Origin of the sequence: Nocardiopsis dassonvillei (assembly GCF_964273065.1) — a bacterium.
In the GTDB taxonomy this organism is placed as follows: domain Bacteria; phylum Actinomycetota; class Actinomycetes; order Streptosporangiales; family Streptosporangiaceae; genus Nocardiopsis; species Nocardiopsis dassonvillei_B.
In genome coordinates, this window is record NZ_OZ186815.1 from 4,964,257 (window position 1) to 4,982,599 (window position 18,343).

The 18,343-nt window shown below is 71.0% G+C and carries 20 protein-coding genes and 1 CRISPR repeat array; of the genes, 7 read left to right on the plus strand and 13 right to left on the minus strand.

Annotated features, from left to right (window positions below):
* The first annotated feature begins 18 nt into the window (after nt 1-18).
* Nucleotides 19-1,734 carry a flavin monoamine oxidase family protein gene (locus ACSUPR_RS22225; protein WP_436886641.1) on the plus strand — a complete coding sequence of 572 codons (1,716 nt, stop codon included), beginning with the start codon at nt 19-21 and terminating at the stop codon, nt 1,732-1,734.
* A gap of 155 nt (nt 1,735-1,889) precedes the next feature.
* Here the strand turns inward: ACSUPR_RS22225 and ACSUPR_RS22230 are convergent, their stop codons facing one another.
* The 6 genes from ACSUPR_RS22230 to ACSUPR_RS22255 form a co-directional block, all read right to left on the minus strand.
* Nucleotides 1,890-2,798 (minus strand): RNA polymerase sigma-70 factor, encoded by a 909-nt coding sequence (locus ACSUPR_RS22230; RefSeq protein WP_436886642.1) that lies wholly within the window; start codon nt 2,796-2,798, stop codon nt 1,890-1,892.
* A gap of 4 nt (nt 2,799-2,802) precedes the next feature.
* On the minus strand, nt 2,803-4,002 hold the full coding sequence (locus tag ACSUPR_RS22235) for an NAD(P)/FAD-dependent oxidoreductase (protein WP_436886643.1): 1,200 nt from the start codon (nt 4,000-4,002) through the stop codon (nt 2,803-2,805).
* Between the two features lie 80 nt (nt 4,003-4,082).
* Nucleotides 4,083-4,469, minus strand: a complete 387-nt coding sequence (locus ACSUPR_RS22240) for a DoxX family protein (protein ID WP_436886644.1) — start codon at nt 4,467-4,469, stop codon at nt 4,083-4,085.
* 244 nt (nt 4,470-4,713) lie between these two features.
* Nucleotides 4,714-4,899 carry a DUF397 domain-containing protein gene (locus ACSUPR_RS22245; RefSeq protein WP_436886645.1) on the minus strand — a complete coding sequence of 62 codons (186 nt, stop codon included), beginning with the start codon at nt 4,897-4,899 and terminating at the stop codon, nt 4,714-4,716.
* Nucleotides 4,900-5,087: 188 nt separating this feature from the next.
* Nucleotides 5,088-5,261, minus strand: a complete 174-nt coding sequence (locus tag ACSUPR_RS22250; RefSeq protein ID WP_436886646.1) for a DUF397 domain-containing protein — start codon at nt 5,259-5,261, stop codon at nt 5,088-5,090.
* On the minus strand, nt 5,258-6,070 hold the full coding sequence (locus ACSUPR_RS22255; protein ID WP_436886647.1) for a helix-turn-helix domain-containing protein: 813 nt from the start codon (nt 6,068-6,070) through the stop codon (nt 5,258-5,260). The genes ACSUPR_RS22250 and ACSUPR_RS22255 overlap by 4 nt, the downstream gene beginning before the upstream one ends.
* 294 nt (nt 6,071-6,364) lie before the next feature.
* On the opposite strand from ACSUPR_RS22255, the gene ACSUPR_RS22260 reads away from it, so the two are divergent.
* Genes ACSUPR_RS22260 through ACSUPR_RS22270 form a run of 3 tightly spaced genes read left to right on the plus strand, consistent with a single transcriptional unit; the run spans nt 6,365 to nt 7,546 of the window.
* Nucleotides 6,365-6,937: a hypothetical protein gene (locus ACSUPR_RS22260; protein WP_436886648.1), complete on the plus strand. Its 573-nt coding sequence runs from the start codon at nt 6,365-6,367 to the stop codon at nt 6,935-6,937.
* Between the two features lies 1 nt (nt 6,938).
* A complete protein-coding gene (locus ACSUPR_RS22265; protein WP_436886649.1) occupies nt 6,939-7,211 on the plus strand; it encodes a hypothetical protein in 273 nt (90 codons plus the stop codon).
* A complete protein-coding gene (locus tag ACSUPR_RS22270) occupies nt 7,211-7,546 on the plus strand; it encodes a hypothetical protein (protein ID WP_436886650.1) in 336 nt (111 codons plus the stop codon). The genes ACSUPR_RS22265 and ACSUPR_RS22270 overlap by 1 nt, the downstream gene beginning before the upstream one ends.
* Before the next feature lie 155 nt (nt 7,547-7,701).
* Nucleotides 7,702-8,096: a CRISPR direct-repeat array (repeat unit 29 nt; unit sequence GTGAGCCCCGCGCACGCGGGGATGGACCG).
* A gap of 246 nt (nt 8,097-8,342) precedes the next feature.
* Here the strand turns inward: ACSUPR_RS22270 and ACSUPR_RS22275 are convergent.
* The 3 genes from ACSUPR_RS22275 to ACSUPR_RS22285 form a co-directional block, all read right to left on the minus strand.
* A complete protein-coding gene (locus ACSUPR_RS22275) occupies nt 8,343-9,641 on the minus strand; it encodes an ASCH domain-containing protein (RefSeq protein WP_436886651.1) in 1,299 nt (432 codons plus the stop codon).
* A gap of 173 nt (nt 9,642-9,814) precedes the next feature.
* Nucleotides 9,815-10,417: an AAA family ATPase gene (locus tag ACSUPR_RS22280; RefSeq protein WP_436886652.1), complete on the minus strand. Its 603-nt coding sequence runs from the start codon at nt 10,415-10,417 to the stop codon at nt 9,815-9,817.
* On the minus strand, nt 10,414-11,310 hold the full coding sequence (locus ACSUPR_RS22285) for a hypothetical protein (protein ID WP_436886653.1): 897 nt from the start codon (nt 11,308-11,310) through the stop codon (nt 10,414-10,416). The genes ACSUPR_RS22280 and ACSUPR_RS22285 overlap by 4 nt, the downstream gene beginning before the upstream one ends.
* A 262-nt stretch (nt 11,311-11,572) precedes the next feature.
* Here ACSUPR_RS22285 and ACSUPR_RS22290 point away from each other — a divergent pair, with 262 nt between their 5' ends.
* Nucleotides 11,573-12,394, plus strand: a complete 822-nt coding sequence (locus ACSUPR_RS22290) for a MerR family transcriptional regulator (RefSeq protein WP_436886654.1) — start codon at nt 11,573-11,575, stop codon at nt 12,392-12,394.
* 143 nt (nt 12,395-12,537) lie between these two features.
* Here ACSUPR_RS22290 and ACSUPR_RS22295 read toward each other — a convergent pair whose 3' ends face one another.
* Together ACSUPR_RS22295 and ACSUPR_RS22300 are read right to left on the minus strand one after the other, a co-directional pair.
* Entirely contained in the window at nt 12,538-12,768 is a 231-nt protein-coding gene (locus ACSUPR_RS22295) for a hypothetical protein (protein WP_436886655.1), read from the minus strand.
* Between the two features lie 119 nt (nt 12,769-12,887).
* Nucleotides 12,888-13,727 carry a helix-turn-helix transcriptional regulator gene (locus ACSUPR_RS22300; RefSeq protein ID WP_436886656.1) on the minus strand — a complete coding sequence of 280 codons (840 nt, stop codon included), beginning with the start codon at nt 13,725-13,727 and terminating at the stop codon, nt 12,888-12,890.
* A gap of 314 nt (nt 13,728-14,041) precedes the next feature.
* On the opposite strand from ACSUPR_RS22300, the gene ACSUPR_RS22305 reads away from it, so the two are divergent.
* Both ACSUPR_RS22305 and ACSUPR_RS22310 read left to right on the plus strand, forming a co-directional pair.
* Entirely contained in the window at nt 14,042-14,986 is a 945-nt protein-coding gene (locus ACSUPR_RS22305; protein ID WP_436886657.1) for an SDR family oxidoreductase, read from the plus strand.
* 42 nt (nt 14,987-15,028) lie between these two features.
* Complete coding sequence (locus ACSUPR_RS22310) at nt 15,029-16,045, plus strand: DNA-binding protein (protein ID WP_436886658.1); 1,017 nt, start codon at nt 15,029-15,031, stop codon at nt 16,043-16,045.
* Between the two features lie 144 nt (nt 16,046-16,189).
* Here the strand turns inward: ACSUPR_RS22310 and ACSUPR_RS22315 are convergent, their stop codons facing one another.
* Nucleotides 16,190-17,158 (minus strand): NAD(P)-dependent alcohol dehydrogenase, encoded by a 969-nt coding sequence (locus ACSUPR_RS22315; RefSeq protein ID WP_436886659.1) that lies wholly within the window; start codon nt 17,156-17,158, stop codon nt 16,190-16,192.
* Nucleotides 17,159-17,390: 232 nt separating this feature from the next.
* Nucleotides 17,391-17,879, minus strand: a complete 489-nt coding sequence (locus ACSUPR_RS22320) for a glutathione peroxidase (protein ID WP_436886660.1) — start codon at nt 17,877-17,879, stop codon at nt 17,391-17,393.
* Nucleotides 17,880-18,343 lie beyond the last annotated feature (464 nt).

An 18,343-nucleotide genomic window follows, 5' to 3' on the forward strand; every position in this document is an offset into this window, starting at 1 on the left:
CGACCCTGGAGGGGATTCATGACGTCTGCCGTGCCCACGGCCGCCGGCACCGGCCCGGTGCAGGACCCGCCGCTGAACATGTGCGGACCGGACTTCCCGTTCGCCTACGACCGGTACCTGGAGCACCCGGCCGGGATCGGACAGATCCCGGCGGAGCGGCTCGGCACCGAGGTCGCGGTCATCGGCGGCGGCCTGTCGGGCATCGTCACCGCCTACGAGCTCATGAAGATGGGGCTCAAGCCGGTGGTCTACGAGGCCGACCGGATCGGCGGGCGGCTGCGCACCGAGCGCTTCCCCGGAGTCGACGAGGAAGAGGTCATCGCCGAGATGGGGGCCATGCGCTTCCCGCCCTCGTCCACGGCGTTCTGGCACTACGTGAACCGGGTGGGGCTGCGCACCGAGCCGTTCCCCAACCCGCTCGCCCCGACCACCCCCAGCACCGTCGTCGACCTCAAGGGCGAGTCGCACTACGCGACCACCCTCGACGACCTGCCCGAGGTGTACCGCGAGGTCGCCCGCGCCTGGGAGCGGACCCTGGAGGACGGCGCCCAGCACACCCGCATGCAGCGCGCCATCCGGGAGCGCGACGTGGCGACCCAGAAGGAGATCTGGAACGAGCTCGTCGAGAAGCTCGACAACCAGACCTTCTACGGGTTCCTGTGCGAGTCCCCGGCCTTCGCCTCCTTCCGCCACCGCGAGATCTTCGGACAGGTGGGGTTCGGCACCGGCGGCTGGGACACCGACTTCCCCAACTCGATCCTGGAGATCCTGCGGGTCACCTACACGGGCGCCGACGACGACCACATGGGCATCGTCGGCGGTGTACAGCAGCTCCCGCAGCGGCTCTGGGAGGACGCCCCGGACAAGATCGTCCACTGGGCGCAGGGCACGACCCTGGCGAAGCTGCACGGGGAGGGGCCGCGGCCGGCCGTCACCGCCCTGCGCCGCACCGCGGCGAGGGGCTCGGCGACGGGCAACATCACCGTGACGGACGCGTCGGGCTCCACCCGCACCTACCCCGCGGCGGTGTTCACCGCGCAGAGCTGGATGATGCTGTCCAAGATCGACTGCGACGAGTCGCTGCTGCCGATCGACCACTGGACCGCCATCGAGCGCACCCACTACATGGAGTCCTCCAAGCTGTTCGTGCCGGTGGACCGGGCGTTCTGGAAGGACAAGGACCCCGAGACCGGGCGCGACGTCATGAGCATGACGCTCACCGACCGCATGACCCGCGGCACCTACCTGCTGGAGGGGCCGGACCCGGACGGGCCCGCCGCCATCTGCCTGTCGTACACCTGGTGCGACGACTCGCTGAAGTGGCTGCCGCTGTCCCCGAACGAGCGCCTCGAAGTGATGCTGGCGTCGCTGGCCAAGGTGTACCCGGGCGTGGACATCCGCTCGCACATCACCGGCGACCCGGTCACGGTGTCGTGGGAGGACGAGCCGTACTTCATGGGCGCCTTCAAGGCCAACCTGCCGGGGCACTACCGGTACCAGCGCCGCCTGTTCACGCACTTCGCCCAGGACTCGCTGCCAGAGGAGTACCGCGGCCTGTTCCTGGCGGGCGACGACGTGTCCTGGACGGCCGGCTGGGCCGAGGGCGCGGTGCAGACGGCGCTCAACGCGGTGTGGGGGGTGATGCACCACCTGGGTGGTGCCACCGACCCGACGAACCCGGGGCCGGGCGACGAGTTCGACGAACTCGCGCCGGTGGCCCTGCCCGAAGGCTGAGGTCCGGGGGGACCTCGGCGGTGGGACCGGTGGGCGCGCGGAACCGCGAACCCCGCGCGCCCGCGCACCGGCCGCCGCGAGCCGATGGGAGCATGCACCCCGGGGTTGTGGGGATGACCCCGGGGTGTTCTCATGCCCGGGGTCGGGCGCGCGGCTCACCGCAGGGTGAGCGGGGTCTCGGAGGCCAGGCGGGTGAGCTTCTCCGGATTGCGGACGTAGTAGAGGCCGGTGACCAGGCCGTTCTCGATATGGATGGCCAGGACCCCGTCGAACTCTCCGTCCAGGAAGACCGAGAGCGCGGGACGGCCGTTGACCACGGTGTCCTCGACGGTGACCGCGACGCCCGCCTTGCGCAGACCGCCGACCATGAGGCGGAGCACCTTCTCCGCGCCGGTGACCGCGTTCGGGACCGCCTGCTTGATGCCGCCGCCGTCGCCGATCGCGACGACGTCGGGGGAGAGGACGTTCAACAGGTTCTGGACGTCCCCGGTCTCGAAGGCGAGTCGGAACGACTCCAGGGCCTCCCTGGTCTGGGCGGCCGTCACCGTTTCACGGGGACGGCGGGCGCCCACGTGGCGCCGCGCCCGGTGAGCGATCTGCCGGACCGCCGCCGGGGTCTTGTCGACGGCGGCGGCGATCTCGTCGTAGCCGAAACCGAAGGCCTCCCGCAGCACGAACACGGCGCGTTCGGTGGGGGAGAGCGTCTCCAGGACCAGCATGAGCGCCATCGACACGCTCTCGGCGAGCTCGACGTCCTCGGCCACGTCCGGCGTGGTGAGGAGCGGTTCGGGCAGCCAGTTGCCGACGTAGGACTCGCGGCGGCGTTTGAGGGTGCGCAGGCGGTTCAGGGACTGGCGGGTGGTGATCCGGACCAGGTAGGCGCGCGGTTCGCGCACCTGGGCCTGGTCGACCTCGGCCCACCGCAGCCAGGTCTCCTGGAGGACGTCCTCGGCGTCGGCGGCGGAGCCGAGCATCTCGTAGGCGACGGTGAACAGCAGGTTGCGGTGGGCGACGAAGGCCTCCGTCGCGAGATCGGCCCGCTGCCCACCGTCGGTGTCGTGCATGGTCCTAGCCCTTCAGGGGTGCGTCTGCGGCGGTGCGCTCCCGGAGGAGCCGTTCCCGGTGGCCGCCGTCCGTGAACCGCACCCGGCGCCTGCCGGGCCTGCGCGCCTCGTCGGACAGCTGCCCGATGATGCCCCGGCAGATGTACTCCTTGATCTTTCCACCGACGACGCCGGAGAGGTGGGCGCCGCGGGCGATGTCGTTGCGGTGGGCGAGCTGGAGGATGCCGGTGCGGCGGCCGAGGCTGATGCACTGGGCGGCGAACAGGACGCTCAGCGGCCGGGGGTCGTGCCCCGCGATGCGGGCGAGCACGGTGTCGGCGGCCTGCGGGCCGGACTGGACGGCGGCCTGGCAGCTCATCCGGACGGGCAGGCCCGAAGGGGCGGCGGCGTCGCCGGTGGCGACGATGTACGGGCCGTCGACGCTGGTGAGGGTCTCGTCGGTGAGCAGGCGGCCCTCCTCGTCGGTGCTCAGACCGCTGTGGCGGGCGAGCTGCGGAACGGAGAACCCGGCGGCCCACACGGTGACCGCGCCGGGGAGCTCCCGGCCGTCGTCGAGGCGGACGGAGTCCGCGGCCACGGCGGTGACCCGGGAGCCGGGGCCGTCGACGACGGTGACGCCCAGGGCTTCGAGGCGGCGGGCGACCGCGCGGCGGCCGCGGGGGTGCAGGTAGGGGTTGAGGAGGCCGCCGCAGACCAGCGTGACGGGGTGCCCGGTGGCCTCGGCCAGCTCGGCGGCGGCCTCGATGCCGGTGGGGCCCGCGCCGACCACCGTCACGGGGGCGGTCGGCGCGACGGAGGCCAGGGCCTCCTTCAGCGCGCGGGCCTCCTCCAGCCCGGCGAGGGGGTGCGCGAACTCGGCGGCCCCGGTGACGCCGTCGGGGAGGGCGCTGGTGCTGCCCACCGCGTAGACGAGGTGGTCGTAGCCGAGGGTGTCGCCGGACGCGAGGGAGACGGTGCGCGCCTCGGGGTCGATCAGCGTGGCCGTGTCGATGACCAGGTGCACGGCGGGGGAGAGGACGTCGGCGTAGTCGACGACGGCCTCGTGGGTGCCTGCCGCGAGCTGGTGCAGGCGGATGCGGTCGACGAAGGCGGGGCGCGGGTTGACCAGGGTGATGGAGAGGTCCGTGCGCTGGGTGAGGCGGTTGGCGGCGAGGACCCCGGAGTAGCCGCCGCCGATGACGACGACGCGGGTGTGCGTGGCCATACTGTCTCCTCGAAGTTCGAGCGGTTCGATCAAGGGACACCGGTGGTCCGCGTTCTGTGACACGTCCGCCGGAAGGGACCTCATCCACCGAAGGGCGCGGCGACGAGGCGGCCCCAGAGGAGGAACACGGCGAGGGAGAGGTAGACGGTGTTGAGGAGGATGTAGACGCTGACGCCGTCGAAGCGCAGGTGGGTGGCCATGGCGCCGAACATGAGGAGGATCCAGCACACAGCGGTGACGGGGACCATGACGGGGAGGACGCCGACCAGCGGGGGGAGGAGGAAGCCGAAGGCGGCGAGGAGCTGGAGGACGCCGAGGGTGCGGACGAGGGCGGGGTGCGCGTGGCCGGTCCAGCTGCCGCCGGGGGCGGCGGAGAGTTTTTCGATGGGCATGAAGGTCTTGCTCACGCCTCCGGTGAACGCGACGAAGGCGAGCAGGCCGGCGGCGATCCAGAGGGCGGTGTTCATGGGCGGGGCTCCTTGGTAGGGGGATTCGCCCTGGAGACACCGCTGGTGGGATGGGTGTGACAGCGTGCCGGGCGTGGTCGCCGCCACAGCCGGAACGCTTCGGGCCGAGGCGGTTCCGCCCCGGAGAAGCCCCGCCCGTCGTTCTCGCCCGCCCGCTCCGGAAGAAGGCGCCTGTGCCCCCATCGTGGAAGACGGAGACCGGTCCCGCCGGGTGCCCCCGACGGGACCGATCCGTGTTCCGGCCCTACCGCGCGGGGAGAGCGCGCAGAAGCGCGGTCCACTCCTCAGCACTGAATCCGAGGTGTCCGAGCTCCCGGTTCCGGGTGTCCCGGACCAGTGTCTCGGCCCCCTCGGCGACCTCGACGCAGTCTCCTCCGTTCCCACCGCTATAGCTGCTCTTCCGGAAGACGAGTCCCTGTTCCGCCTGCATGCGCCCTCTCCTCAGCCTGCGTGCACCTCTCAGTTGACCACCCGCAGCGAACGAGTCTGCTCACTCCGTCCACGGCCGAACTCGGACAACGGTCCTTCGCCGGGCCAGCGCCTCGGGGTAGCCTCCCCCAGAAGACATGAACCGGCCCCGCCAACTAGTCCTTGGCGGGGCCGGTTCGCACTCAGGAGCTACCTTGCAGTGAGGGTACTGAGGAGAGCGCTCCACTCCTCAGGGGCGAACTCCAGGTATCCGAGTTCTCGGTTCCGCGTGTCCCGGATGAGAGTCGATTCCCCCTCCCGCACCTCTACGCAGTCGCCCTGGGCTCCGCTGTAGCTGGATGTGTGCCAGGTGCTCTCGTTCACCGCAGTTCTCCTAGGGCTTCTGATATCAGGGCATGGGACGCTGCCGGGGGGAGCGCCCAGATCTGTAGATCTCCGAACACGGATTGCAGCCGTGCTGCAGCTCGGTCATCACTGAGCAGTTCACTGCCTGAGGCGTGTTCCACCTCGACCACGGGTGTGTTCTGGAGGGAGGTCAGTACGCGGAACGGCCCGGAGTGTCCGCCATGATACGGAGCATCCGCCGGTAGGACCAAGACTCGCATATCCCTGGACGCGGAGAGCTCGAGCAGGTGCTGTAACTGCTCTCGCATCACATGAGCCGTCCCGAGCCGGGATCGGATTACGGGCTCGGCGATGATGGCGAGCAGTCGTGGGTTGTGCATCGTCCGCAGCATTTCCAGCCGACGTGTGCGCAGTTCCACCAGCTTCTCCACCTCCTCGTCCGTATCGTGAGGTCGGCCGTCCCGGAAGATGCATCGCGCGTACCCCTCCGTTTGGAGAAGGCCAGGGATGATCAAAGGGCTCCATGTCTTGATGTCGGACGCGTCTTCTTCAGCCTTGACGACCTTGCGGTGCCAGTCCGGGTCGTCCTTGGTCCTCTTCGCGTCTTCCCATCGTCGATGGAGATCTCCGTTAGCCCCGAGAACCCTTTCGGCTTCGACCAGAAACGGTCGTTTTGGGGCACGGTAAGCGCGCTCGTATTTACTGATAGTGGACGCCCCGTACCCGGTGGCGGTCGCCATGCCGTCCAGTGTGAGCCCGCGCTGCTCACGCAACTTGCGCAGCTCGCGGCCGAAGTTGACCCATGCGGTCATGATCTTTTCAGTCATGCGTCAATCTTTACAGACTGCTTCTACCTTTGTGTACAGGATCCCTCGAAATGCGGTCGACATAGAGAAAGGCGTTGAGTTGCGCCAGGTCGGTCGGGACCATGGGGATGAGTTGAGGTGGGCGTGACAAGAGAATGTCATATGCCCTAAATCGTGCAATATGCGCAAATGCCCATCGGCAAAAAGCCCTGGCGGTCGCTCGCTGCGACCCCAGGGCGCGTGTCCCTACCAGGCATGTACCTATCGAGGTGAGACGGAATGCAGTGTATCGCTGAGAAGAACGCTCCTCCGGGGGTGGATCGGAGCACGTCGGCGCTGGTGCGGGGGCGGGCGGGGGTGCGGCACCTGCGCCCGGTCGAGCTGGCCACCGTGCGCCGCATCGCGGCGGGGGCGGCGGGGTTCGCGCTCGACCACACGGGCGGACACGGCGGGGACCTGTTGTCGCCGGAGTTCTCCGCCCAGCCCACCCGGTACTTCCCGACCCGACCGCCTCGGACCAACGGCGTCGGCCCGGGGCGGGTGGTTCCGCTGCGGCCCGACCTGGCCGGCTGGACCCGGCCCCTGACCGGCGGTGCGCCTGTGCGCCTGGTCCCGGGGCGCGGGCGCCACCACCGCCCACCGGCCCCCACCCAGCTGTCCCTGGAGGGCTATGCCCACCCCGCCCCGGTCAAGGCCCCGACCAAGGGCTCCGCCCAGACCAGGGGCGGGCGCAGGTCCCCTGAGCCCGCCCGGGAACAGGCACCGCGGATCAGGCGGGGTGTGCGCCGGTGTGCCTTTCGGGTGCGGGCCTACGTCGCCCACCCGGGCGGGGACCTGGCGCCGCTCGCGCTGGCGGTGCGCGCCTACCTGGGGCGGGGGGTGCGCTGACATGCTCGTCGGTGACATCCGTGTAGCGGATCTGTTCGAGGCCATCGGCGACGCCCTCGCCCTCCCACCGGGCGCCACCCCGGCAGAGGAGGCCGACCGCCAGGCGGTGTTGGGCCACCGCATCGCCGGGGTGCGGGCGGCCATCGACCACCTCCGGGCCACCGGGGACACGATCGAGGCCATCGACCTTCTCGATAGGGCGGTGGAGGCCCACCCGGCCGCCTACACCCCCACCCCGCCGCTGCCGCTTCCTCGGTCGGGGGGTGAGCGGTGATGGTGTCGTTGTGCGCCCAGGTGGCGCTCAACCGCGGTGGTTCCCGCCGCACCTGTGTCCTGGACACCGGCCACCCCGGAGACCACGAGGACCTCACAGGATGGCGGTGGGAACCCCCCACCCGGGTCCTGGAGCGGCTGCGTACCGCCTGGGGCGGTACCCACCGGATCGCGTGGACGGGCTCGCTGTGGGTCGCGGTCCACCGCGACCCCGCCGCCCCCTGGCGCACCCACGTGGAACCCACCCCCGACCAGCTCGAAGAACGCCTGAACCAACACATGAAGCCTCCGCCTGCCGGGCTGCAAACCCGCCCGTGGCACCGGCGCCCATACTGAAGGCGGGGCCGCACACGCCTACGGCCCCGCCCCCGCCCGGTGTGCTGTGCTGGTTGAGCGACCGGTGTCCACGTGCCACAGTGGACCCAGCCCTGAGCCATCCTGGGGCTACATAACGCGGAGATAACGGCCCGTGTTTTCCCAGGTCGCGAACTGTGAGCCCCGCGCACGCGGGGATGGACCGTACGACCTGCACCCGATCGTCCTGCACATCGAGTGAGCCCCGCGCACGCGGGGATGGACCGTCGCCCGCCCGTGTGGCCTGCCACATGGCGAGGTGAGCCCCGCGCACGCGGGGATGGACCGGCCCCGACGTCCCCGAGGGGCCGGGTGTCGAGGTGAGCCCCGCGCACGCGGGGATGGACCGTCCTCGAACAGCTCGCAGACGATGCCGCCGGGGTGAGCCCCGCGCACGCGGGGATGGACCGTCCGCGCCCAGCAGGGCCGCGAACAACTTGCCGTGAGCCCCGCGCACGCGGGGATGGACCGGGGTCCACGACGGCGATCATTCTGGGTCGGACGTGAGCCCCGCGCACGCGGGGATGGGTCGGCGCCGCCGTCCGCGAGTCACAGAATCCGGACATGCAATGCACATGATTCCCGCGGTCGAGTGGCGGGCGTTTCCGACCGATGTCACCCGACGGCAGAGCCGGCAACGAGATGTGCCATCAGCACGTACCGGGAGTGTGTTCGTGCTTTGCTTGAAAGCAACCCGCGGACCCGCTATCGCCTGGCTGTCATAGCTATCACAGCCACCCCAGAGCCGGATGTGCCTTGGGGCGGGGCGGACCGCACCTCAGTTCGGCAGCGTGTTCTGAGCGACCAACTCGATGCCGATGGCGACCACCCCCAGGGCCTCGCGCTCGGGCGGATAGATCTCCCGGATGTTGCGGAGCTGGTCCTCACGAGTCGCGGTCGGGTTGACCGAGGAGATCGGTTCGTGGTCGAACATCTCATCGAAGGTCGCGTACCGGGCGAGGCGGGTGATGCGGGTCAGGACCTCCTCGTCACGGCAGCGGAACCGTAGTAGGTCGCCGACCTTGAGCCGCTTGCGGCTGCTGTCGTTGACCCGGATCTCAGTGGTCTTGCTTCCGGTTTTGATCAGATCGAAGTACCGCTTGTAGATCCCCATTTCGTGGGCGCGGGGCCGCTGGTCGAGGTCGGCAGGTCGAGAGTTCATCAGTCGTCCGAGTTCCTTGACGGTGAAGCTTCGGAAGAAATGCTTCGGGTCGGTGAGCAGTTCGCCGACGAGCCACAGCAGCGCGTCGACGTAGTGGTCGGTGGTCCCCGGCCACTGGGTGGTGTCGAGCATCCACGGTGCCACGTCGGCGGGCAGCGCGCCCTTGCCGCGCTCGCGCAGTAGCGACTTGGACAGCTTCGCCCCGGTGTGCGCGAGCACCTGCGGGGTGAAGATTCTCAACGGCATCTGATGACCGGGGGTGCCGATGGCTCCGAGCGCGCCGTCGACGAGCTGGCTCCCGAACGCCCAGTCCCCGCCCTTGAGCATCACGTGCAGCGTGTCGGTGTCACGGCACAGCAGCCGCTCCTTGACCAGGTTGCGGTACAGAGTGGCCAGGTCCAGGTACGTGGCGTTCTCCGGGTCCACATCCACCTCATAGGGCCCGTGGTCGAAGCACACGGCTGCGAAGCGGGCACCATCCTCGCCCAGACCCACGAGCTTGGTGCGGTCGGCGCGCTTCTCCGCCCAACCGCAGCCAGGGCAGGGGAGCCGGGTGTGGACCACACCGTGGGAGGGGGCCATCCACCAGCGGATGTCTTCCAACCGCTCCAGAGCACGCAGGAATTCGGCTCGGAACCCCGGGGCGGCCTGCTGGTCGGTGTACGTCTCCAGGCGGTAGTCGGTGGCGGTGGCCTCCGACAGGGACTCGAAGAACGCCCGGTAGTAGGTGTCGATCAGGTCGCCGACCCCGGCCTTGCCGAGCGCGTGGAAGTACGTCTGCTGGTAGGCGTGGTGGGTCTCAGGATCCAGGATCACGTCGTGCGGGGCGTTATCTAGGGCGCCGAACCGCACCGAGGTCTCTACCGAGAACTCACGGCGGGCGACCTGGGCGAGCAGGAATGCCGTGCTCTGCACCAGATTGATGCCCAGGTGCGGGGCGCCGTTGATCTGGGTGCCGACGACGAATTCGATCCGCTGGGGCCGGGTGGCCTGGACTCGGGGGCGCAGAAGGTCGACCGAACGCAGCAGGGCGTTGGCCAGGACGCTGTTGGGCGAGATCAGCAGGGGGGGCGGATGCCGTCATGAGATCACCTCTGGGCCTTGGGTATGCGCAGGTTGGTCAAGATGAAGTCGAGCCGGTTGGTAGGAGAGTTGGCGGGGACGAACACGGGGTCGTACCCGGCGTCGTAATAGCCCTGGACGATCAGCTCGTGGACGCGGCGGATCTCCCTGTCCTTGGCCCAGACGATGTCGTCGGGATCTTCGAAGGTGTCCAGCGGGTCGAGCACGAACACGGTGTCGTAGCGGTAGAGGCGGTTGGCCTCCTCCAGCTCCGGGGTGGGCTGGAGCCCGAAGAACCTCTCCCAGCCGTAGGAGTCGGGAATGCCCCGGTTGTAGAAGCGGAGGCCGGAGGACTGGGACTCGAACTCGGTGATGAACGCCTGCAGCACCTCGGCGGCGTACTCGCGGCGGTCCTCGCGCTGGAGGTGGCGGCCCAGCCGTTCGCGGTGCTTGCGGTAGATGGCGCGGCCGGGCTCGGCCTCCATGCACGGGATGCCGGTCGCAACGAGTTCGGCGATCACGTCGTCCTTGCCTGCGGACGGGCCGCCGGTGATGACGTACCGGCGCGGGGGTTCGGTGGCCGCTGTGGCGATGGTGGCGGCGAGTCGGTCGGTGTCGGGTGTTCTCATCGGTCTTCCTCGGTAGTGGTGGCCTGGTCCTGCCACAGGCGGAACCAGGTGGTGAGATCGGTGGAATCGACCGCCTCCAGGAAGGTGGTGCGGTCGGGATGGTCGGCTCCTGCCCGGGTGAGCGCGTCGACGGTCTCAGAGCCCAGTGGGGGAACCCAGCCCGCGAGGGCGGACAGGTCTTCCGGGGAGGTGTCGGCGAGTGCTCCGAACGAGCCCGGAGGGTAGGCGTCGCGGTATCGCGCGGCCTCGGCGAGCAACAGTCCGTACCGCCATGCAGCAGAGGCAGCCTGGCGGGAGATGTCCGCGCGGTCTTGCGCCATGGCGGTCATCCGGTCCAGGGCCAGCAGTTCGGCGCGCAGCGCGTAGATAGCTGCCCAGACACGGGAGAGCTGCTCCTCGTGCTCGGTCAGCTCCCACGCGAACACGTCTGCGGGGAGCGGTATCCGGTCGCGCACCGGAACGAGGCGGGGAGCCGCGGCCGGCAGTACGCGGAACTGCTCGGAGTCCTGCCGGAGCATCCATGCGAGTCGGTCGATGAGCTTCGGTTCCACCCGTTTGCGGAAGTGGTCGACATCCTGTCCGGCCGCCTTTGCAGCGGCTTCCCGGCGATGGGTCAGGGTGGTGCCGGGTGCTCCGGGCGGGAGTCCGAACAGGGCTCGGGCGCTGTCGGCGTATCGGGCGTCATCGAATCGTCCCAGGAGGGTGCGCAGGACGCTGTTCAGCGCGGTGACGCGCGCGGCCTCGTCGGTAGGGTCCGTTGCGCGCACGAGGACACTGCGCAGGGTCAATAGAGGCTCGGTGGCCCTGCCTGGGACGGCTGGCAGGCCCTTGCGGAGCAGGGTGGTCAGGGCTTCGGTGACGGGTGTGTCAGAGGGCGGATCTGGCTTGGGCATACTTCGAGTGAAGCACCATGCCCAGAAAATGCCCAGTCATGATGCCCAGAAAAAGCCCAGTGGCCAGGAGGGTGTCACTCGCAAGTGAGGTCGGTCAGGGTCCAGTTCTCGCGTGCGGAGCTCCGCGCAAGCAGGGAAGAAGCTGTTCCTGGTCCCAGCGGCGTGGTCCGCGCCGGCGACGCCTCCGCCTCCTTGCTTTTTCCCGGCCGCCGAGTAGCTTCTTGACCCTCACACCGTGTCAGGCGGTCAACTCGGAGACATCATGTTCACCATCGGAGATTTCGCCCGGCACGGCCGCGTCTCGATCCGCATGCTGCGTCACTACGACGCGACAGGACTGCTGCACCCGGCCCACGTCGATCCCGCCAGCGGCTACCGCTACTACACCGCGGCCCAGCTCGCCCGCCTCAACCGGATCATCGCGCTCAAGGACCTCGGCTTCACCCTCCAGCAGGTCCGGGAGATCGTGGACGATCAGGTCGGTGTCGAGGAACTGCGCGGCATGCTGCGGCTGCGGCGGGTCGAACTGGAGACCGCGAAGGCTTCCGCGGAAGCCCGACTGGTCCAGGTCGAGGCGAGACTCCGAGCGATCGAGAGTGAGGGGCACATGCCCACCAACGACGTCGTCATCAAGAACGTCCCCGCCGTCCGGGTGGCGGAGCTGACCGCGACCGCCGCGAGCTTCGAGCCCGAGCACATCAGCCCCGTCATCAGGCCGCTCTACGACGAGCTGTTCCGGCGCCTGGAGGCGGAGGGCATCACCCCCACGGGCCCCGGTGTCGCCTACTACGAGGACGCCCCGGAGGGCGGCGGCAGGATCACCGTCCACGCCGCCGTCCAGGTCTCCGCCCCCCTTCGGGACGGCGACCTCCGTGTCCTCGACCTGCCGTCCCTCGACCAGGCGGCGACCATCGTGCACCGCGGTTCGATGGACACCGTGCTCCCCACCGCCCAGACCCTGGCCCGCTGGATCGACGCCAACGGCTACCGGTCGACCGGGCACCCCCGGGAGATCAACCTGGAGTGCCCCGAGGAGCGCGACGACTGGGTGACGGAACTGCAGGCACCGGTGACCCGGGCCTGAGCGGGCGCCCCTGGTCCCGGCCGGGACCAGGACCTGGCCCGGGGGCGGGTGGCGGGAACCACGAAGCGTCCTACCGCCCGCTCCCCTCCCGGGGCTTTCCGTGACGGGCCGGTGCGGCGGCGAGGAGCCCGCGCCGGTCCGCCTCAGCGGCCTTCGGTCCCGTTCCTGCGGGCCGCGGCCCTGGCGCCCCGCCGACGCAGATCGATCCGTGCCGTCCATTCGTAGACCGCGTCGTACCCGGCGATTCCGATCCCCATCAGCCCCAGGAGGCCGGTGATCACCGTGGCCGGGATCAGGTCCAGCATCCTGAAGAGCACCGCCAGGGCCAAAAGTCCGGCCCCGAGACCGAGGCCCCACTTTCCGATACCGCTCATACCGTCCGACCCTCTCGAACCCGCCCCGACCGTTCGAGGCCCGGCAAGCGTAGCGAGAACCGGCCCGGACGCGGCTTGCGCGCCACCGCCCCAGTGCGGCCGCGACCGCCCACCGCCCCTCAGCCCAGAGCCTGCGCCCCGATGACCGACAGCAGCCGGAGCCTCTCGTGGCTCTCACTGCCCGGGACGGCCGTGTAGACCAGCAGCGAGTGCGACTGGTCCGGGTCGACCAGCCTCTGGCAGTGCAGCTCCAGGGCGCCGACCTCCGGGTGGACGAAGTGCTTGACCTCGTGCGGCCGCACCCCCACCTCGTGCTCCTCCCACACCCGCCGGAACTCCCCGCTCCGCTCCAGCAGCAGCTCCGCGAGGTGGGCCGCCGGTGAGTCCGGCCCCCGGAGGGTGAGGACCTGGCGCAGCCCCGAGGCGTACATGCGGGAGAGGAACGCATGCTCCTCCGGCGCGTACAGCAGCCGCGACCCCGGATCCGTGAACCACCGGTACCCGATGCTGCGCTCGGGCCCCGTGAACCGGGTCGTGTCCCCGGTCAGCGCCACCCCCATCGGGCTCTGCCGCAGCGTCTCCCCGAGTTCTGTGACGATCTCCGCCGGGGTGTCGTCCAACCGGTCCAGGATCCGTAGCAGGCCGGGGCTGACATGTTCGCTCACCGCGCCGCGCGCGGGCGGGTTGTGCCCGGCAAGACGGAACAGGTGGTCCCGCTCGTCGAGCGACAGGTGCAACCCCTGGGCGATCGAGGCCAGCATCTGGTGCGACGGCTGCGGCCCGCGCTCCTGTTCGAGCCGCGAGTAGTAGTCCGTCGACATGTGGCACAGCACCGCGACCTCCTCGCGCCGCAACCCCTTGGTCCTGCGCCTCCGCCCCCGCAGCATGCCGACATCCTCGGGTTGCAGCGCCTCCCGCCGGCTCCGGAGGAACTCCGCCAGTCCGGTGCGATCGATCACGGCACGCCTTCTTCCTGCCAGGGACACGAGGCTCCGGAGCCCGGGCCTCCGGGATCCGCGGTTCGGGGATCCGGGTTCTCAGGACTCCGAGGCCCTCAAAGGGACTCAGGGGACCCGGGCCCCGCCACCAGAACCTCGGTAGGGCGCCACCAGGGCCTTCCTCCGTGTCTACCGCCCGCGCGAGCCCCCGACAACGGATCGCCGATCCCCCCTTGAGCTCGGGCAGCGGCCGCGCCGGCCCCGGATCGGGAGTCCCTGGATGACTCCGCCGACTTCGCCGATCGTGAGACCAACACGACCCAGGGAGCAGAACCATGCCTCGCCGAACCATCGACATCACCGTGCCCGACCTGACCGGGAGGCTCGCCCTCGTCACCGGCGCGAGCGACGGTATGGGCCTGGGCATGGCCGAACGCCTGGCCGCGGCCGGCGCGGAGGTCCTCCTGCCCGTCCGCAACCCCCGCAAGGGCGAGGCCGCCGTCGCGAGGATCCGCCGCGACAACCCGGGCGCCCGGGTCTCCCTGCGCGCCCTCGACCTCTCCTCGCTCGACTCCGTCGCTGCCCTCGGGGACACGCTCCGCGGCGAGGGCCGCCCGATCCACATCCTCATCAACAACGCGGGCGTGATGACCCCGCCCGACCGGCAGACCACGGCGGACGGTTTCGAGCTCCAGTTCGGCACCAACCACCTCGGCCACTTCGCGCTCGTCGGCCACCTCCTCCCGCTCCTGCGCGCAGGCCGCGCCCGCATCACCTCACAGATCAGCATCGCCGCGAGTCGCGGCACCATCAACTGGGACGACCCGAACTGGGAACGCTCCTACGACGGCATGCGCGCCTACCGCCAGTCGAAGATCGCGTTCGGGCTCTTCGGCCTCGAACTCCAGCGGCGCAGCCGAGCCCACGGATGGGGCATCACCAGCAACCTGTCCCACCCCGGCGTGGCCCCGACCAGCCTGCTCGCCGCCCGCCCCGAGGTCGGCCGCGACCGGGACACACCGGGAGTGCGCCTGATCCGGTTCCTGTCCGCCCGCGGCATCCTCGTCGGCACCGTCGAGACCGCGAAGCTCCCCGCCCTCATGGCCGCGACCGACCCCACCGCCGAGCCCGGCGTGCTCTACGGTCCCAGCGGCCCCGGGAACCTCGGCGGACGGCCCGCCGAACAGAGGCTCTACCCGCCCCTGCGCAGCCCGCAGGAGGCCGAGCAGGTCTGGCAGGTCTCCGAGCAGCTCACCCGGACCGCCATCCCCGCCACCTGACCTACAAGGGGAGGACGGCGGAGGCCCGGCGACAATGGGGGCATGACCCCCTCATCCATCCCGCACCCCAGCGAAGGACACCGGTCGTCCCCTCGGGCCGGGGACGACCGGGACCCGACGGCGACGACGCGCGCCGTCACCGCCCGTCTCATCGCCCTGGACACCCGTATCGGCGCCCGACACCTGGTCGCGGACGCCGCCTCGGCGGCTTCGGCCGCCCGCCGTGCGGTGCGCCTCAGGACCGGGGCCGTCTCCGCGGCCGCAAGCGGGGCCGACCGGGACCTGCTCTCCGCCGCTGCGGAAGCCCACCAGGTCGCCGGGTGGATCGCCTACGACGCCGAGCACCAGCGCCTGTCCCGGCGGATGAGCCTGGAGGCGCTGCGGCTGGCGCGCGCCGCCGGGGACCGCTCGATGGAGCACTTCGTGCTCGCCCAGCTCGCCATGCAGGACGTGCACGTCCCCCGACCGGACGAGGCCGCCCGCATCTGCGACACGGTGTCGGTGCAGACCCGCGGCAGTGTGCGCACCCTGTTCACGCTGCGGGCGGCACGGGCCGCGGCACAACTGGGCGAGCGGATGCGCGCACTGGACCTGATCCGCCTGACGCACAGCCGCCACCTGGACGGTCCGCGTGAGGGGGACCCCGCCTGGGCCTGGTGGGTGAACGAGGCGGAGATCGCCTGGCACCACGCCATGATCCACGCCGACACCGGGGACCGGGCCGGTGCCGTCGAGCGGTTCGCCGCCGCCACCGACCGCCCGGGGTACGCGCGCGCCGTGTTCGTCGCCCACGCGAGCCTGCTGTGGGCGCTGGCACGGGCGGGCGCCTGGGGCGAAGCCGAGGAGGTGCTGGTCCGCGAGGTGCTCCCGCGCCTGGGGGAGGTGTCCTCGGTGCGCGTCGAACGGATGCTCGCCGAGGCGGCCCACCGGCTCGACGGGGCCGCCCGGCGACCGAGCCTGCGCGACACGGCCCATGCTCTCGTCGCGACCCTGGAGTCCTTCCGCGCCGGGTCCTCGACCGGGCCGGACGCCCCGGCCACCCGTCCCCGCTCCGGATGACGCCCCGGCCCGGGGACCGGGCTCAGAGCCGGCCGCGTTCCGGGCCGGTACCGACCCGATCCGTCCGGCCGCGCCCAGGCCGTCCGAAGAACACACCGGCGACATCCGCCGCCGAACGCGGCCGGAGGCGGCGGACGCCTCCCGTCACGGCTCCACGACGTCGATCACCACGTTCCCGAGCTTGCGCCCCGTCTCCACGAACTCGTACGCCTCCACGATCCGCTCCAGCGGGTAGTGCCGGTCGATCAGCGGCCGGAACCCCCCGGTCGCCAGCAGGTCGGCGAACCAGCGGACCATCTCCTGGTCTTCCGAGGGGACAGGGAAACGCACCGTCCGCCCCGGCAGCCACGGGGTCGTCAGCGCCAGCGCCGCGTTCTGCCAGTACGGCCCCACGTCCGAGGACGCGAACCGGCCCTTGGGCGTGAGCAGCCTCCTGCACTCCCCGTACGTGCTCTTGCCGACCGCGTCGAGGACGACGTCGTAGGTCTCCCCGCCCGCCGTGAAGTCCCCGGCCTCGAAGTCGACGACCCGGTCGGCCCCCAGGTCCCGAACGGTGTCCACGTGGGCGGTCGGCGCCGTCGCGGTCACCTCGGCCCCCAAGGCCTTCAGCAACTGCACCGCGGCCGATCCGATCGCCCCCGTCGCCCCGTGGACGAACACCCGGTCGCCCTCCACGACGCGGAGCCACCGTGCCGCCGACAGCGCGTAGTGGGAGCCCTCGGTCGCACAGGCCGCCGCGGCGAAGGACACCCCGTCCGGGATCTGCGCGACCATCCCCGAGGCGGGGACCGCCAGGTACTCCGCGTGGGCGCCGAAGGCACCCTCGTTGTACCCGAAGACGCGGTCGCCGGGGGAGAAGCCGTCGACCGAAGCCCCGACCTTCTCGACCACCCCCGCGTACTCGGTGCCCAGCACCCGTCGGCGCGGCCGCGTCAGGCCGGTGAAACTGCGCACGAAGAAGGGATGGGCGGCCCGGTAGGCGCAGTCCGTCCGGTTCACCGTGGTCGCGTGCACGCGGACCAGCAGGTCGCCGTCACCGGCTTCGGGGAGGGGGACGTCCTCGATCCGCACCACATCCGGGGGACCGTACCGATCGTGCACCGCGGCTCTCATGCCACGACGCTACCTGTGCGGTCCCCGCGCCTCCACCCCCCGCCGGTGTCGGTTCCGTGGCCGGACGGGAAACCCCGTGCCGGTCGGGGAACCCCGTGCCGGTCGGGAATCCCGCCGGCCCCGTGACGGCCCTGGCGGAGGAACGGCCGGGACCCCGCGGCGGCGGGGCCCCGGAACCGTCCCCGGTCCACGCGGACCGGCACGATGAACAGCGCGGGGACCGTTCCGCGGATCAGCCGGGCAGTACGGCCTCGATCGCCTCGACGACCTCCTCGGACTCCGGCTCGGCCTGCGGGGAGAAGCGCGCGGCGACGGTGCCGTCCGGGGCGATGAGGAACTTCTCGAAGTTCCAGCGGACGTCCCCGCTGTGCCCCCCGGCGTCGGCGACGGAGACCAGCGACGAGTACAGCGGGTGCCGCCCCTCGCCGTTCACGTCGACCTTCTCCGTCATCGGGAAGGTGACGCCGTAGGTGGTCGAGCAGAAGGCGGAGATCTCCTCGGGGGAGCCCGGCTCCTGTCCCATGAACTGGTTGCACGGAACGCCCAGCACGGTGAAGCCGCGCTCCTCGTACCGCTTCTGGAGGCTCTCCAGGCCCGCGTACTGCGGGGTCAGCCCGCACCGGGACGCGACGTTGACGACCAGCACCGCCTTTCCCCGGTACTGCGGGAGGTCGGCGGAACCGCCGGTGAGGGCGTCGATCTCCACATCGAGAACGGACATGTCACTCCTTGCTCTGCGGGACTCTCCGTTGTCGGACACCTTCTCACCCCGGCTCCGGACGCTTGCCGGGGGCACACGCCGAAGCCGGCGGGCCGCTGCCCTGTTCCTGCGGCGTCCAGGACAGGGGCCGACCCGGGACGCCTCCCGGCATCGTCACCGTGAGCTCCGCAGGCCGAAGCGGGAGGGACGCGATGCCCGAACAGAACAGCGCCGCGCCCGAGGACTGCACGACCGCCACGGAGCCGAGCAGTGGCATTCCGCGGTCGCGGCGGCGGGCGACCGCGCCGCCCCGGAGCTCAGGAAGCGCGTCGACCAGGGGGGCGGCCTCCCGGGCCGCGGTGCGCGCGGGGCGGGAGGCCGTCGCCGGGTCCGCGCAACAGGCGGAGGCGGAGGCGGCACGCTCCCCGCTGCGTGCGACGGGCGGGGCCCGCCCCCTCCCCGCGCTCTGAGCAGGGACGGCCTTC

What these genes read in the sequence shown, in the direction of transcription:
- ACSUPR_RS22225 (WP_436886641.1), top strand. Translation starts at nt 19, where the DNA reads ATGACGTCTGCCGTGCCCACGGCCGCCGGCACCGGCCCGGTGCAGGAC.
- ACSUPR_RS22230 (WP_436886642.1), bottom strand. Translation starts at nt 2,798, where the DNA reads ATGCACGACACCGACGGTGGGCAGCGGGCCGATCTCGCGACGGAGGCC.
- ACSUPR_RS22235 (WP_436886643.1), bottom strand. Translation starts at nt 4,002, where the DNA reads ATGGCCACGCACACCCGCGTCGTCGTCATCGGCGGCGGCTACTCCGGG.
- ACSUPR_RS22240 (WP_436886644.1), bottom strand. Translation starts at nt 4,469, where the DNA reads ATGAACACCGCCCTCTGGATCGCCGCCGGCCTGCTCGCCTTCGTCGCG.
- ACSUPR_RS22245 (WP_436886645.1), bottom strand. Translation starts at nt 4,899, where the DNA reads ATGCAGGCGGAACAGGGACTCGTCTTCCGGAAGAGCAGCTATAGCGGT.
- ACSUPR_RS22255 (WP_436886647.1), bottom strand. Translation starts at nt 6,070, where the DNA reads ATGACTGAAAAGATCATGACCGCATGGGTCAACTTCGGCCGCGAGCTG.
- ACSUPR_RS22265 (WP_436886649.1), top strand. Translation starts at nt 6,939, where the DNA reads ATGCTCGTCGGTGACATCCGTGTAGCGGATCTGTTCGAGGCCATCGGC.
- ACSUPR_RS22270 (WP_436886650.1), top strand. Translation starts at nt 7,211, where the DNA reads ATGGTGTCGTTGTGCGCCCAGGTGGCGCTCAACCGCGGTGGTTCCCGC.
- ACSUPR_RS22280 (WP_436886652.1), bottom strand. Translation starts at nt 10,417, where the DNA reads ATGAGAACACCCGACACCGACCGACTCGCCGCCACCATCGCCACAGCG.
- ACSUPR_RS22285 (WP_436886653.1), bottom strand. Translation starts at nt 11,310, where the DNA reads ATGCCCAAGCCAGATCCGCCCTCTGACACACCCGTCACCGAAGCCCTG.
- ACSUPR_RS22290 (WP_436886654.1), top strand. Translation starts at nt 11,573, where the DNA reads ATGTTCACCATCGGAGATTTCGCCCGGCACGGCCGCGTCTCGATCCGC.
- ACSUPR_RS22295 (WP_436886655.1), bottom strand. Translation starts at nt 12,768, where the DNA reads ATGAGCGGTATCGGAAAGTGGGGCCTCGGTCTCGGGGCCGGACTTTTG.
- ACSUPR_RS22305 (WP_436886657.1), top strand. Translation starts at nt 14,042, where the DNA reads ATGCCTCGCCGAACCATCGACATCACCGTGCCCGACCTGACCGGGAGG.
- ACSUPR_RS22310 (WP_436886658.1), top strand. Translation starts at nt 15,029, where the DNA reads ATGACCCCCTCATCCATCCCGCACCCCAGCGAAGGACACCGGTCGTCC.
- ACSUPR_RS22315 (WP_436886659.1), bottom strand. Translation starts at nt 17,158, where the DNA reads ATGAGAGCCGCGGTGCACGATCGGTACGGTCCCCCGGATGTGGTGCGG.
- ACSUPR_RS22320 (WP_436886660.1), bottom strand. Translation starts at nt 17,879, where the DNA reads ATGTCCGTTCTCGATGTGGAGATCGACGCCCTCACCGGCGGTTCCGCC.